At 62.7% G+C, this 13,106-nt stretch carries 12 protein-coding genes; 6 read left to right on the top strand and 6 right to left on the bottom strand.

Annotation, left to right across the window (positions count from 1 at the left end):
* Window positions 1-32: 32 nt before the first annotated feature.
* A complete protein-coding gene (locus tag E8Q41_RS22360; protein ID WP_137157790.1) occupies window positions 33-581 on the bottom strand; it encodes a cysteine hydrolase family protein in 549 nt (182 codons plus the stop codon).
* A 94-nt stretch (window positions 582-675) separates the two neighbouring features.
* Here E8Q41_RS22360 and E8Q41_RS22355 point away from each other — a divergent pair, with 94 nt between their 5' ends.
* Window positions 676-1,680, top strand: a complete 1,005-nt coding sequence (locus tag E8Q41_RS22355) for a GlxA family transcriptional regulator (protein ID WP_137157789.1) — start codon at window positions 676-678, stop codon at window positions 1,678-1,680.
* A gap of 26 nt (window positions 1,681-1,706) precedes the next feature.
* Here the strand turns inward: E8Q41_RS22355 and E8Q41_RS22350 are convergent, their stop codons facing one another.
* Both E8Q41_RS22350 and E8Q41_RS22345 read right to left on the bottom strand, forming a co-directional pair.
* Complete coding sequence (locus E8Q41_RS22350; protein ID WP_137157788.1) at window positions 1,707-2,780, bottom strand: ABC transporter substrate-binding protein; 1,074 nt, start codon at window positions 2,778-2,780, stop codon at window positions 1,707-1,709.
* A 31-nt stretch (window positions 2,781-2,811) separates the two neighbouring features.
* Window positions 2,812-3,465, bottom strand: coding sequence for a TetR family transcriptional regulator C-terminal domain-containing protein (locus E8Q41_RS22345; RefSeq protein WP_246660294.1), 654 nt, complete (start codon window positions 3,463-3,465; stop codon window positions 2,812-2,814).
* A gap of 330 nt (window positions 3,466-3,795) precedes the next feature.
* Here E8Q41_RS22345 and E8Q41_RS22340 point away from each other — a divergent pair, with 330 nt between their 5' ends.
* The 4 genes from E8Q41_RS22340 to E8Q41_RS22325 are packed head-to-tail and all read left to right on the top strand — an operon-like array spanning window position 3,796 to window position 8,447.
* Entirely contained in the window at window positions 3,796-5,415 is a 1,620-nt protein-coding gene (locus E8Q41_RS22340; protein WP_137157786.1) for an NAD(P)/FAD-dependent oxidoreductase, read from the top strand.
* Window positions 5,402-6,964: an NAD(P)/FAD-dependent oxidoreductase gene (locus E8Q41_RS22335; RefSeq protein WP_137157785.1), complete on the top strand. Its 1,563-nt coding sequence runs from the start codon at window positions 5,402-5,404 to the stop codon at window positions 6,962-6,964. Before E8Q41_RS22340 ends, E8Q41_RS22335 begins: the two co-directional genes overlap by 14 nt.
* Complete coding sequence (locus tag E8Q41_RS22330; protein ID WP_137157784.1) at window positions 6,961-8,187, top strand: aminomethyltransferase family protein; 1,227 nt, start codon at window positions 6,961-6,963, stop codon at window positions 8,185-8,187. Before E8Q41_RS22335 ends, E8Q41_RS22330 begins: the two co-directional genes overlap by 4 nt.
* An 8-nt stretch (window positions 8,188-8,195) precedes the next feature.
* Window positions 8,196-8,447, top strand: coding sequence for a hypothetical protein (locus tag E8Q41_RS22325; protein WP_137157783.1), 252 nt, complete (start codon window positions 8,196-8,198; stop codon window positions 8,445-8,447).
* Window positions 8,448-8,462: 15 nt separating this feature from the next.
* On the opposite strand, the gene E8Q41_RS22320 is transcribed toward E8Q41_RS22325, so the two are convergent.
* Genes E8Q41_RS22320 through E8Q41_RS22310 form a run of 3 tightly spaced genes read right to left on the bottom strand, consistent with a single transcriptional unit; the run spans window position 8,463 to window position 11,268 of the window.
* The gene (locus tag E8Q41_RS22320; RefSeq protein ID WP_348640033.1) at window positions 8,463-9,566 is read right to left on the bottom strand and encodes an ABC transporter ATP-binding protein; all 1,104 of its coding nucleotides are present in this window, start codon (window positions 9,564-9,566) and stop codon (window positions 8,463-8,465) included.
* Entirely contained in the window at window positions 9,566-10,372 is an 807-nt protein-coding gene (locus E8Q41_RS22315) for an ABC transporter permease (RefSeq protein WP_137157782.1), read from the bottom strand. Before E8Q41_RS22315 ends, E8Q41_RS22320 begins: the two co-directional genes overlap by 1 nt.
* Window positions 10,369-11,268 carry an ABC transporter permease gene (locus E8Q41_RS22310; RefSeq protein WP_137157781.1) on the bottom strand — a complete coding sequence of 300 codons (900 nt, stop codon included), beginning with the start codon at window positions 11,266-11,268 and terminating at the stop codon, window positions 10,369-10,371. The genes E8Q41_RS22315 and E8Q41_RS22310 overlap by 4 nt, the downstream gene beginning before the upstream one ends.
* 200 nt (window positions 11,269-11,468) lie before the next feature.
* Between E8Q41_RS22310 and E8Q41_RS22305 the strand changes: the two genes are divergently transcribed.
* Window positions 11,469-12,872: an aminotransferase gene (locus tag E8Q41_RS22305; RefSeq protein ID WP_137157780.1), complete on the top strand. Its 1,404-nt coding sequence runs from the start codon at window positions 11,469-11,471 to the stop codon at window positions 12,870-12,872.
* The last annotated feature ends 234 nt before the right edge of the window (window positions 12,873-13,106 follow it).

The following is a 13,106-nucleotide window of genomic DNA, read 5'->3' as shown; positions in this document are numbered from 1 at the left end:
GCCCGAGGAAACTTGGGTCCCGCGCTTTGGCGTCAGGCGGCGAGATAGGCGTCGGTCGACACCACCTGAGCATAGCCGAAGGCGAGCGCCGACATCATCGCCGTCTGCACCTTTTCGGCCGGCGTGATCTCGCCGTTGAATTCGAGATCGAGGGTGGCTGTCGCGTCATGGATCACGGTGACCGAATAGCCGTAGTCGGAAGCGGCGCGGGTGGCGGCGTCGACGCACATATGGCTCATGGCGCCGGCGATCGTGACCGCGTCCACGCTCGCTTCATCGAGCTTGGCCTTGAGATCGGTGCCAAGAAATGCGTTGATCTGCTGCTTGATGATCTTGAGCTCACCTTCTTTCGGCGCGACGGTTGCATGGATCTCGGCGCCCACCGTGCCGGGAGCGAAGAAAGGCGCGTCGGCTTCTCCGGAAACATGCTGGACGTGCACCACGAGATCGCCTTTTCGCCGCGCTGCGTCGAGCAGGCGCGCCGCATTGGCGGCGGCGGCGTCCGTCTGGTGGAGCGGGAATTTTCCGCCTTCGAAATAGTCGTTCTGAAGATCGATCACGATCAGCGCGGTCTTGCTCATGGAAGTCTCCTTATGCTGTTCCGCTTGCGAATGTAGCTGCGACGGAGCAGATTGCCATTGGCGGAACTGACAATCCAAGGGGCAATTCGGACAGATGAGACGGCATGGCGCGGCGCATATCGGCATCGTCACCTATAGAGGGGCGCAGTTGTCGGCAGCCCTTGGGCTTGCCGATCTTTTCGACGTGGCTGAGGAGTTGTTGGCCGCGCGTCGCCCGGAAGCGTCGCCGCAGCTGGTGGTCAGCCGTCTCCTCTTCGATGTCGCGACCGGCGTTATGCTGACGGAAGGAGCGGAGGAGACGTTCGCAAAAGCGCCGCTGACGGCGATCCTCTTGCCGCCCAGCCGGGGAGAGCCGCCGGTCGGCGACGAATTCGCGCCACTGTTGCCATGGCTTCGGGCTCAACGCGAGGAGGGGGCGATCCTGGCGTCGGTCTGTGCCGGCGCATTCCTTCTGGCGCGCGCAGGCCTGCTTGAGGGCAAGCCGGCAACCACGCATTGGGCGCTGGTCGACGACTTCCGCGCCATGTTTCCCGATATCGCGCTCCAGCCGGACCGGCTGCTGGTGACGGCAGGCGACATCATCACGGCAGGCGGCCTGATGGCGTGGACGGATCTCGGTCTGCTCATCGTCGAGCGGCTGTTCGGCGCCGAAGCGATGATCGAGACAGCGCGCTTCCTGCTCATCGACCCGCCGGGTCGGGAGCAGCGCTATTACAGCGATTTCAGGCCGAGCCGGGATCATGGCGACCCGAATATTCTGAAGGCGCAGCAATGGTTTGAGAGCAGGCTTTCACGCGAGGTTTCCGTAGAGGAAATGGCTGGCGTCGCCGGGCTTGAGCAGAGGACTTTCCTCCGGCGCTTTCAGAAAGCGCTGGGCCTGAAGCCGATCGAATATTGTCAACAGATGCGTGTCGCCGAGGCGCGGCGACGGCTGGAGACCAGCGCCGCCAGCATCGACCAGATCGGCTGGGAATGCGGCTATCGCGACCCGGCGTCGTTCCGCAAGATCTTTCTGCGGATCGTCGGGCTGACGCCCGCGGACTACAGGCGGAGATTCCACTCCGGCGACATGACGACGGGCTCAGACCAACCAAGATAGGAGTTGGCACCTCAGGGCGTCGCCGTTCAGTACCCTGCCTTGATCTTCTCGAATTCGGCGATCATCTTCTCGCGCAACGCGATCGGCAAGGGCGACTGAAACAGCGTGTTGGCGACGAAATTGCCGACGTCGGCATAGCCCTTCGCCTTGAGAATGGCCGGATCGACCGCCGCCATGCCCTTGGCGTTGGCGTGACCATAGCCCCAGGAATCGACCAGATAGGCGGCGATGTCAGGATTGCTGACGGCGTTGAGGAAATCATAGGCGTTTTCCGCGGGAGCCTCGCTGCCCTTCAGCTTTACATAACCGCAGACCCAGGTGGAGTGGCCCTCGGCAGGGTTGGCGTTGGTCGCCACCGGCTGGCCGTCTTTCTCCAGCGTCGTGGCGGTCTCGTTCCAGCCCCAGGCGAGATCGACTTCGCCGCTCGCCATGGCCTGGCTCAGATCGGTATTCTCCGTCCAGTAAAGACGCACGTTTTTATGCACCTCGCGCAGGAAGGCGGACGCCTGCGTGAACTGCGCGTCGGTCATCTTGGACCAGTCCTTGAGGCCGATGGCGAGGCTGGCGAGTGCATAGGCGTCGTCGACATTGTCGCCGATCGAGATCCGATCCTTGAACTTGGGATCGGCGAAGGCCTTGAGCGTGGTCACCTCTTCCGGTTTCACTGTGTCGGTGCGGTAGATCATCAGCGAATTGCCCCATTCGAAGGGCAGGAACCATGCCTTGCCGTCTGACGATGTCATCAGATCCTTCATGGCCGCGATTCCGGGCAGGACATCGTTCCAGTTGGCAAGCTTGGAGGTGTCCAAGGGTTCCAAAAGACCGGCGTCGCGCCATTTCGCCACGCTTTGCGAACAGGGATGGGCGAGATCGGCCTTGAAGCCGGAACGAAGCTTCTGGAAGGCTTCCTCCTCGTCTCCGAAATAGGTGAAATCAGGTTCGTCGCCATGCTTGGCGGTATAGGCAGGATGGAAGGCAGGATCCTCGTAACCCGACCAGTCGAACACGGTGAGATTGGCTGCGGACGCCGGCAGGGCGAACAGGAGGGCGGCGGATGATGCGAGGGCGATGAGCCCGTATCTGCGAAGTGAAGTCAGCATGCTCTTCCGCCTTTCCTCTTTGGTTTGACGTCTATGTCTTGATGGGGCCTTCCCTGCCGATATGCTTGGGGAAGAAGCCGATAATGCATTCGATCGCCGCCTTGTGCGCCGCCTCGCGGGTGAGGCCGTCGCTCATCATCAGGCGCAGCCACAGGCCTTCCATCGACGAGCAGATGGCGAGCGCCGCGGATTCCGCGTCATAGGCGTAGCCGCCTTCGATCCTCATTTCGGCGCACAGATCTTCGAAGGTGCGTTGATAATTAAGATCGCGGGCGCCGCAGAGCGCCTGATAGGTCGGCCGCGACTTTGCCTCGCCCCAGAAAGCGCACCAGGCGGCGAGTTTGCGCTTGGTGGTCATCCGCCGGTCGAAATCCGCCGCCACCAGCGCCCACATCCGCTCGGCGGCGCTGGGTCCGGCCTTCTCCAAAGCTGTCGACCAATGCTGGGCATATTCGTCCGCCATGAATTGCAGCGTGGCGATCAGCAGGTTTTCCTTACTCTCAAAATGGAAGTTGACGATGCCGCGCGACAGTTTCGCGCCGTCTGCGACATTGGCGAGCGTCGTCTCTGCATAGCCGCGCTTGGCGAGCGAATCGATCGTCGCCTCGATCAACTGCTGCTTGCGTATTTCCTTGGAAGCCTTGCGGCTCTTCTTTTCGCCCGCCATCGGCTCGGCAGTATCCATTCTCTTCGCCCGCGTTGCGCCCGCCGAGCGCATGGCGCGCCCCGCTCTTTCGTATCCCTCCATCTGAGGCGCAAAAGCGGGGCTCCTGTCAAGCTGATGTGCGAAGGCGGCGCGGATCGCCGCGCGCCGCAGTGTGGGCGCTCCGCCGAAGCTTGGATGTTGCGCATGCGCCGAGCGGCTCATTCCAGGTCCCATCGCCGTTCTGTCTTCTGTCAAAAATCTTAGCGCGATTTCATGGCTTTGCAAGATGCTTGCTGAATGATCATTCAAAATACATGGACAAGCCTATGGCGTTCATGCATCTTTTTGATCACTTCGGTGGGGATGCTGATGAAGAAATATGATGTCGTGGTGATCGGCGGCGGCCATAACGGCCTTGTCGCAGCCTGCTATCTGCAGCGGGCGGGGCTTCAGGTCGCGGTTGTCGAGAAGAATGACTGGGTGGGCGGCGCGGCCACGTCGCGCAAGCTCGCCGACGAGGTGTTCTACTCGAATTGTTCCTATGTCTGCTCGCTGTTCAGGCCCGAGATCATGCGCGATCTCGAACTGCCGCGCTTCGGCCTGCAGATCGTCGCCTATGAAGGCGGCGCTGTGCTGACGCGGGACGGCGGCTATCTCTCCTCCTATCGCGATCATCACCGCCATCGGCGGGAATTCGCCCGCTATTCCGCCCGCGACGCGGAAGCCTATGACCGCTACGCCCGTGATGTGACCCGGCAGTGCCGTTTCATCCAGCCGTTGTTGATGCGGACGGCGCCCGATCCCTTCTCGTTCCGGCCACGCGATATTGGCGAATTGCTGTTTCTCGCCCGCAAGGTAGGCGATATGAGCGCCGCGGAATTTGCTCGGACGACGCGTTTCTGGACCATGTCGATCTCCGATTTTCTCGACGAATATTTTGAGACCGAGGTCGTCAAAGCCTATCTGGCGATCTCCGGCATCATCGGCACGGCCCTCGGGCCGATGTCGCCGGGCACGGCCTATGTGCTGCTGCACCACTATATGGGCGAAGTCGACGGCTCCGTCGGCGCCTGGGGTTATGCGCGCGGCGGCATGGGCGCGATCACCCAGGCGCTTTCGGCCTCCTTCCAGGCTGCCGGCGGCGATATCCGCACCGGCGCGGAAGTCGACAAGGTCATCATCCGCAATGGCGAAGCGGAAGGCGTGGCGCTCGCCAATGGCGACGAGGTGAGGGGCCGGCTGGTTCTCTCCAACGCCGACGTCAAGCGGACATTCCTGAAGCTCGTGGACGAGAAGGAGCTTCCGGAGCGCTTTGTCCATCGCGTCAAGCATTTCAAGATGCGCGGTTCCTCTGGCAAGGTGAATATCGCGCTCGACGGCCTGCCGGACTTTCCCGCGCTGCCTCCTGGCTGCCATGCCATCAAGGGCGATCTGCATTTCACCGATACGGTCGAGCGCATCGAGCGCGCCTATGACGACTGGAAAGACGGGCGCTGGTCGGCTGATCCCTTCCTCGACGCGATGATCCCGACGACGCTCGATCCGACCATGGCGCCGCCCGGCAAGCATTTCATGAGCTGTTTCGTGCAATATTGCCCACCCAAGGTGGAAGGGCGCGACTGGACCGACGCCGACCGCGACGCTTTCGCCGAAACCGTGATCTCTCAGATCGCCGACTATTCGCCGGGATTCCGCGACCGTATCCTGCATATGGAGGTGCGCACGCCTCGGGAACTCGAAGCCGAAGTCGGCCTGACGGAAGGCAATATCTTTCAGGGCGAACTGACCTTCGACCAGTTGTTGTTCAACCGCCCGGTGCCCGGATACGCGCAGTATCGCAGTCCGGTGAAAGGGCTCTATCTCTGCGGCTCCTCCACCCATCCCGGCGGCGGCGTGATGGGCGCGCCCGGCTACAATGCCGCGGCCGAAGTGCTGCGCGATCTCAAACTGCCCCGCACCCATATGAGCCCGGCCCATGACATCCTATGACGCAATCATCATCGGCGGCGGCCATAACGGCCTGGTCGCTGCGGCCATGCTGGCGAAATCAGGACGCAGCACCGTCTGCATTGAGGCCTCCGACCGGTTCGGCGGCGGGGCCGTCACCCGCGAGTTCCATCCAGGCTTTCGGGTCAGCGGCCTCGCGCATCTTCTCAACCGGCTTGCGCCCGAAGTCGAGCGGGCGCTGGGTCTCGATCTCTCGCGGCTAGGAAATCGGCTGGCGTCGACGGTCGCCTTGGGCGCCGATGGCGAGGCTGTCATGCTCGACGGCGCCTATGGCGAACGGTTGCGAGGCGTGAGCGACGCAGAGGCAGGAAAATTCGCAGAATTGCGGGCGCTGTTGCTGTCGCAGTCGGGAATTCTCAAGCGCTTTCAGGCGCGCCGGCCGCCGATGCCGGGCAAGTTCGCGGTCGGCGATCTCGTTGATTTCGGATTGGCGGGATTGTCGCTCATCCGGCATGGCCGCGATTTCGGGCGCGACTTCGCGCGGATGCTTCTGATGAATGTCGCCGATGTCCTCGACGAGCATCTGACAGACGACCGGCTGAAAGGTCTGCTCGCCTTCGACGCCACGCTCGGCGTTCATCTCGGTCCGAGATCACCGACCTCGCTGATGGGGCTCTATTACCGGCTGGCCGGCGAAAGCCTGGGCGCGGCCGGCGGCCAGATCGTGCCGAAGGGCGGGATGGGCGCGGTGACGGATCTGCTCATCGCGGCGGCGAAGTCACATGGAGCAGATCTGCGAAGCGGGGCGCGGGTCAGCCGCATTCTGACCAGTTCGGACGGCGTGACCGGCGTCGAACTTGCCGACGGCGCAAGGCTTGTCGCGCCTGTTGTCGTCTCGGCCATTCATCCCGGCGTGACGTTCGGCTGCCTGCTGCCGCCCGGAGAGGTCGACACGGGCCTGTCCACCGCGATCCGCAAGATCCGCAGCAAAGGCGATGCCGCCAAATTGAATCTCGCGCTCGATCGTAGTCCGGATTTCCACGGCGTGGCGCGACAGGATCTGTCGGGGCGGCTGGTGATCGCGCCATCGATCAATCAGGTGGAACGGGCGTTCAATCCGGCCAAATATGGCGAGTTCTCCCCCGAACCTGTCATGGAAATCGTGCTGCCCAGCGTCAGCGATCCCTCCATGGCGCCGGAGGGCAAGGCCAGTTTATCGGCTGTCATCCAGTTCGCGCCCTATGCGCTCAAGCAGGGTTGGGAAACCGGGCGCGCGGCGTTTCTCGACTGTGTCCTCGATCGGCTGGAGGCTTATGCGCCCGGGCTCAAATCCTCCGTACTCGCTGCGGAGCTTCTCGTTCCGCCCGATATCGAACAGATCTATGCCATGCCCGGCGGGCATTGGCATCATGGGGAATTGCAGGTGGATCAGATGCTGTTCAACCGACCGGCTTACGGCGCTTCCGGTTACGACACGCCGGTCTCGGGTCTGTTCCTGGCCAGCGCGGGATCGCATCCCGGCGGCGGGATTTCCGGTCTTCCCGGCTATAATGCTGCCCGGCATATTCTATCCAGAGGAGGCGGACGATGACACAGGCGCTTTCGCAGAACGCTTTGGCGCGCAGCCGTGGCCATGCGCTCGTCAATCTGGAGCCGACGCCTTTCCTGCCCAGGCTTGAAGCCCTGTCGATGGAGAATGACTGGTATTCATGGTCCGGCTTCAAGGCGCCCGGGTCGATCGACGACGAAGAACTGGAATATTTCGCAATCCGGTCGACGGTCGCGCTGTTCGACATCTCGCCGATGACCAAATACCGCATTCGCGGGCGCGAGGCCGAGGCTTTTCTCAACCGTCTGACCCTGCGCGACGTGCGCAAGCTCAAGCCGGGGCGGGTTCACTACACCGCCTGGTGCGATGATTTTGGCCATGTGCTGGATGACGGCACGCTGTTTCGGCTGGGAGACCAGGATTTCCGCCTGTGTTCGCAGGAACGGCATCTTCCCTGGCTGCTCGACAGCGCTGTCGGCTTCGATGTCGTGATCGAGGATGAAACCACTGCTATGGCGGGCCTCGCGCTGCAGGGTCCGACGTCGTTCGCACTGCTGTCCGACGCCGGTTTTTCAGGCGTCGAGCGGTTGAAGCCCTTCGAAATCGGCAGTTTTCCCCATGCTGGCCGCGATGTGCTGATATCCCGCACGGGCTTCACTGGCGATCTCGGCTATGAGCTGTTTTGTCCTTCAGATCTTGCTCTGTCGCTCTGGGACCGGCTCTGGGAACAGGCGGATCGCCATCGGCTGCGCGCCATCGGCTATCACGCGCTCAACCGCACCCGCATCGAGGCGGGCTTCATCGTCGCCAATGCCGATTTCGTGACGGCGGAGACGGCGTTGCGCGAAGACCGGCTGCGCCTGCCCGACGAGATCGGCCTGGACTGGATGGTCGATCTGGACAAGCCCAATTTCAACGGCCGCCGCGCTATTCTCGCCGCGCGCCGTGATAGAACGCTCAAGCATGTGCTGGTGGGACTGGAAATCGACGGCAATACGCCGGCGCCGCTCGCGCTCATCTATCACCGCAAGAAGAAGGAGGCGGGCCTGATCACCGCCTCGGTCTGGTCGCCGCTTCTCAAGAAGACCATCGCGATCGCCAGTCTGCGCCGCCCCTTCGGAACCGAAATCACCGGCGATCTCTGGGCGGAAATCTATGCGCTGAATGAGCTCGGCTACACCAAGATGATGAAGCGCGTGAAGATCGCGCCGCGTCCCTTCATCAAGCTGCCCCGCCGCTCCGCCACCCCGCCCTTGCTGACCTAGGATCGGCGATGGCGGAGGATGATCTCGACTTCTGGCGTCAGATCCTGACCCCGACCGGCGTGGAATGGTCGGGGCGGGCGCGTTATGCGGCGGCGATGCAATTTCATCTTCAAGGCGAGATGCCGGACGAGGTGCTGGAGATCTACAGGATCTGTTCCCGGCTCGATAATGAAGATCCGCTCGACGCTCTCCGGGCCTATCACATGGGCGCGGACTGGATCGCAACCGCAGAAGCGATGCGAAAGCGTTTTCACCGCTGATCTTTCAAGATCTTCTCAGCGTGGCTGCGCCGCCTCATCGCCCAACAGCACAAAGCCCTCGGGGTCGTAAGCGACCCGCACCTCTGCGCCGACTGGCAGATCGTCGGCGCCGAACGCATTGGTCTCGATCAGCGTGACAGGTTGCTCCAAGCCCTCGATGGCGACGTCGAGATGGGTGACTTCGCCGAAATAGGCGCGATTGATCACCCGCGCCGAAAGGCTATGGGCGTCTGTGTCGCTCTCCCACAGGATGCGCAGCCGTTCCGGACGAATGCCGATCGTGGCCTGACCGCCGTCAGCCTGGAAGCCGCGGGGCTTTTCCAACTTTGTCTCGCCGAACTTGCCTGTGCGCACCACGAGCTCCGCGCCATGATCGGCGATGATGTCGGCGGCGAGAAAATTCATGCCGCCGAGAAAGGCGGCGATGCGGCGGGTAAGGGGGCGCTGATAGATTTCCTTGGGCGTGGCGACCTGGGCGATGCGGCCATCGAACATCACCGCGATGCGGTCCGACATCGCCAAAGCCTCATATTGGTCATGGGTGACCAGCACGAAGGTGATGCCGACGGTTTTCTGCAATTGCCGGAGTTCGAACTGCATTTCCTCGCGCAGCTTCTTGTCGAGCGCCGACAGCGGCTCGTCGAGCAGCAGCACCTTGGGGCGAAGCGCCAGCGCCCGGGCGAGCGCCACGCGCTGGCGCTGGCCGCCGGAGAGTTCATGCGATTTTCGCTTGCCGAGCGGGCCGAGCCGGACCTGTTCCAGCGCCTCGCCGATCCGCCGCTTTTCCTCCTGGGGATCGAGCCGCAGGCGCTTGAGGCCATAGGCGACATTGTCGGCGACATCGAGATGCGGAAAGATGGCGTAATTCTGGAACACCATATTAACCGGGCGGTGATTGGGCGGTCGCGCGCTCACCTCCTCGCCGTCGATGCGGATCTCGCCGGATGAGGGATGCTCGAAACCGGCGATGGAGCGCAGAAGCGTGGTCTTGCCGCAGCCGGACGGGCCGAGCAGCGAGAAGAATTCGCCGCTGGCGATGGTGAGATCGATGTCGGTCAACGCCTTGTATATGCCGTAGCTTTTGTTGACCTGCCGGATCTCGATCATGTCAGTCTGCATCAGGGCGCTCCCATGGCGGTCAGTCGGTCTTCGGCTCGCTTGCGCAGGATTTCGGCGATCGCGAGCAGCGCGATCGACAGGACGAGGATGATGGAGCCCAGCGCCAGCACGGCCGGCAGGCGCGCGGCGAAACGAAGCTGGCCCCAGATATAGACGGGCAAGGTCGGCTCGGAGCCGGACAGGAAGAAGGCCAGGATGAACTCGTCGAAGGAAATGGTGAAGGACACCAGCAGGCTGGAGACGATCGCCGGCGACACCACCGGCAGGATCACCCGCCGGAATGTGCCGAACGCCGTTTCGCCGAGATCGCGCGACGCCTCCTCGAGCGACGGATCGAGATTTTGGAAGCCGGCGGTCAGCACGGACATGGCGTAGGGCAGACAGAAGACGGTGTGGCCGAGGATCACCGCAATCAGCGAGGCGGAAAAGCCGAGCGACAGGATGATCGTCAGCAGCGATACGGCGACGATGATTTCAGGCAGAAACAGCGGCGCCATGATCAGCCCGCTCGCCGCCTTCTGGCCCGGAAAGCGATGGCGGGAGAGAGCCCGGGCGGCGAGAACGCCGAGCGTGGTGGTGAGAAGCGACACCGACAGGCCGACGATCAGGCTGTTGAGGGCGGCGCGCAACATCTGCGCGTTCCCCCAGACCATTTCGTGCCATTTCAGCGTGAAACCGCTGAGCGGCAGGGTGGGGGCGGCGGCGGCGTTGAAGGAAAACACCGGGATGACCAGGATCGGCGCATAGAGAAAGACGAGATAGACGACCAGATAGATCGACAGGAAAGGCAGCCTGACGCTCTTCATCGGATCCTCCGCGCCAGCAATTTCAGCAAGAGAACGACGACTGCGGCGCTCAGCGACACGGTGATCATGGTGGTGACCGACAGCGCCGCGCCAAGCGGCCAGTTGTTGCCCTTGCCGAATTGCGCCTCGATCGCGGCGGCGATCATCACGCCTTCCTTGCCACCCACCAGTTTTGGCGTCACGTAATCGCCCACTGTCGGGATCATCACGATCAGGAAGGCTGAGATCACGCCGGGCATGGAGAGCGGCAGCGCAACGCGCAGGAAGCTCCTGAAGCGGCTGTCGCCGAGATCGCGCGAGGCTTCGAGCAAGGAACGATCGATCTTTTCCAGCGACACGAAGATCGGGATGATGGCGAAAGCGGCCCAGGAATGAACGAGCGCGATCAGCACCGAATTGGCGTTGTAGAGCAGCGAGGTCAGCGGCTGGTCGATCAGGCCGAGGCTGAGCAGCCCGCCATTCAGCACGCCCTTATAGCCGAGGATCACCTTCCAGGCCATGACGCGCAGCAGGTAGCTGGTCCAGCAGGGGATGGTGACGAGAAACAGCAGCAGGTTCTTGCGATAGCCGCCATGGAAGGAAATGTACCAGGCGATCGGATAGGACATCGCCACGGTGATCGCGCTGGTGGCGAGCGAGATGACCAGCGAGCGGGAAAGCAGATCGCGATAGATCGGATCGGTCAGCGCCGTCGTGTAATTGGCGAGCGTGAAAGTCTTGTCGATGGTCAGGTAATCCTGGCTCCAGGCGCTGTAGAGCAGGACGATAAGGATCGGCAGCGCCAGAAGCGCCAGCGCGTAGAGAACGGTCGGCGAGATCAGCAGAAGGCCGGCCGCGCGGCTCGACAATTGCCAGTCTCCGCCCTTTGCGGAGTGCGCGCGCGGTTCAGCCGGCATCGTCCGCGCTCCCGCGGCGGAGATGTGTCATTCCCATTCACAGTTCCCCTATGCCTTTTGTGTCTCGTGGCATGTTGTCGTCAACAATGCCGGAATCAGGATTGAAATCAAGCGGAAAATCTGAAATATTGATTGAACGGACATTCAAAATAATCGGAATTGCGCCGTGCTCAGAGAGGCTTAACCTGGGAGGTGCTGATATGGCGGCGGTCGTGAAAGATGCGTATGCGGCGGAAGATCCGGCCGATCGCCTGGCCCGGGATCATCTCGTGCAGCCCTGGCCGGTGTCTGGCTCGATTGGCGCCGAGGCGCGCGGGCGCATTCTCGAAGGCGACGGCATCTATGTGACGGATCACGCCGGCCGCCGCCTGATTGATGGCCCCGCCGGCATGTGGTGCGTCAATGTCGGCCATCGCCGGCGCGAGATCGTCGACGCCATGGCCGAGCAGGCCATTGCGCTGTCCTACAATTCGCCCTGGTACACCACCAATGATCCCTCGGCGGAGCTCGCCGCGCGATTGGCGGGTCATGCGCCGGAGGGCCTGCGGCACGTGTTCTACACCACCGGCGGCTCCTCAGCCGTCGAGACGGCGCTGCGCTTCATGCAGTTCCGCAACAATGTTTTGGGTCGGCCGGGCAAAAAGCGGATCGTCTCCAGAGAGGGCGCCTATCACGGCTCGACCTATCTCTCGGCCTCGCTCAATGGCCGTCCGCGCGACCATGACTGGATGGATAGCGCCAGCGAGCAGGTGTTGAAACTCTCGTGCCCCAATCCCTTCCGCCGTCCCGCCGACATGACGGTCGAGGCGTTCTGCGCGCATCTGCTGCAGGAATTCCGCGATCTCATCGCCCGGGAAGACTCAGACACGATCGGCGCCTTCATCGCCGAGCCGATCATGGCCTCGGGCGGGGTGATCGTGCCGCCGGACGGCTATCTCACCGGCATGCGCGCCATTTGCGCGGAGCATGACATCCTGTTCATCGCCGACGAGGTGGTCACCGCCTTCGGCCGGCTCGGCCATGTCTTCGCTTCCGAACAGGTGTTTGGCATAACCCCCGACATGATCACCTTCGCCAAGGGCGTGACCTCAGGCTATTTCCCGCTCGGCGGGGTGATGATCGCCGAGCGCCTGTTCGAAGAACTGCGCCGCTCCAACCATTCGGACGCCATGTTCGCCCATGGCCTGACCTATTCCAGCCACCCGATCGGTTGCGCCGTCGCCAACACCAATCTCGACCTGCTCGAAGGCGGCATTCTCGACCATGCCCGCGCAGTGGCGTCCTATTTCCAGCAAAGCCTGAAGACGCTGGAAGCGCTGCCGCTGGTCGGCGAAGTGCGCGGGCTTGGCCTGATGGCCTGCGTCGAATGCGTGGCCGATCACGTCAGCAACAACCCGCTGGCGCTCGATCTCGAAGTCGGCAAACGCATTGACCGCCACTGCCAGGACCTCGGCCTGCTCGTGCGGCCGCTGATCCATATGTGCGTGATGAGCCCGCCGCTGGTGATCGAGCGCGGCGAGATCGACCGGATGCGGGAGATTTTGGACAAGGCGATCAGGTTGACGCAGGATGAGTTGGTCAGGGAAGGGCTTTGGCGGGGGTGAGGGGAGGGTTTTGGCCCATTGCGGACATATGAGATCAGATCGACCTATGGATGAATTGGGGCCGGTAGCGGACAGGGAGGTTTCGGGCGGCTCAACTGCGAGAGCAGCCTTCAGCAGGCGAATGGGACGAGTCAGCAAGGCGCGCCCAGCGGCGGCGCCTTGGAGACCGCTTTCGCCCCTATGCGCAAAATGATTGGATTTGCCATGATCCGGTTAGGATTGTTATCGCTGGCT

It is taken from the genome of Rhizobium sp. FKL33, assembly GCF_005222915.1.
Lineage (GTDB): Bacteria > Pseudomonadota > Alphaproteobacteria > Rhizobiales > Rhizobiaceae > Rhizobium_E.
This window is presented reverse-complemented; position numbering and strand designations above follow the sequence as displayed.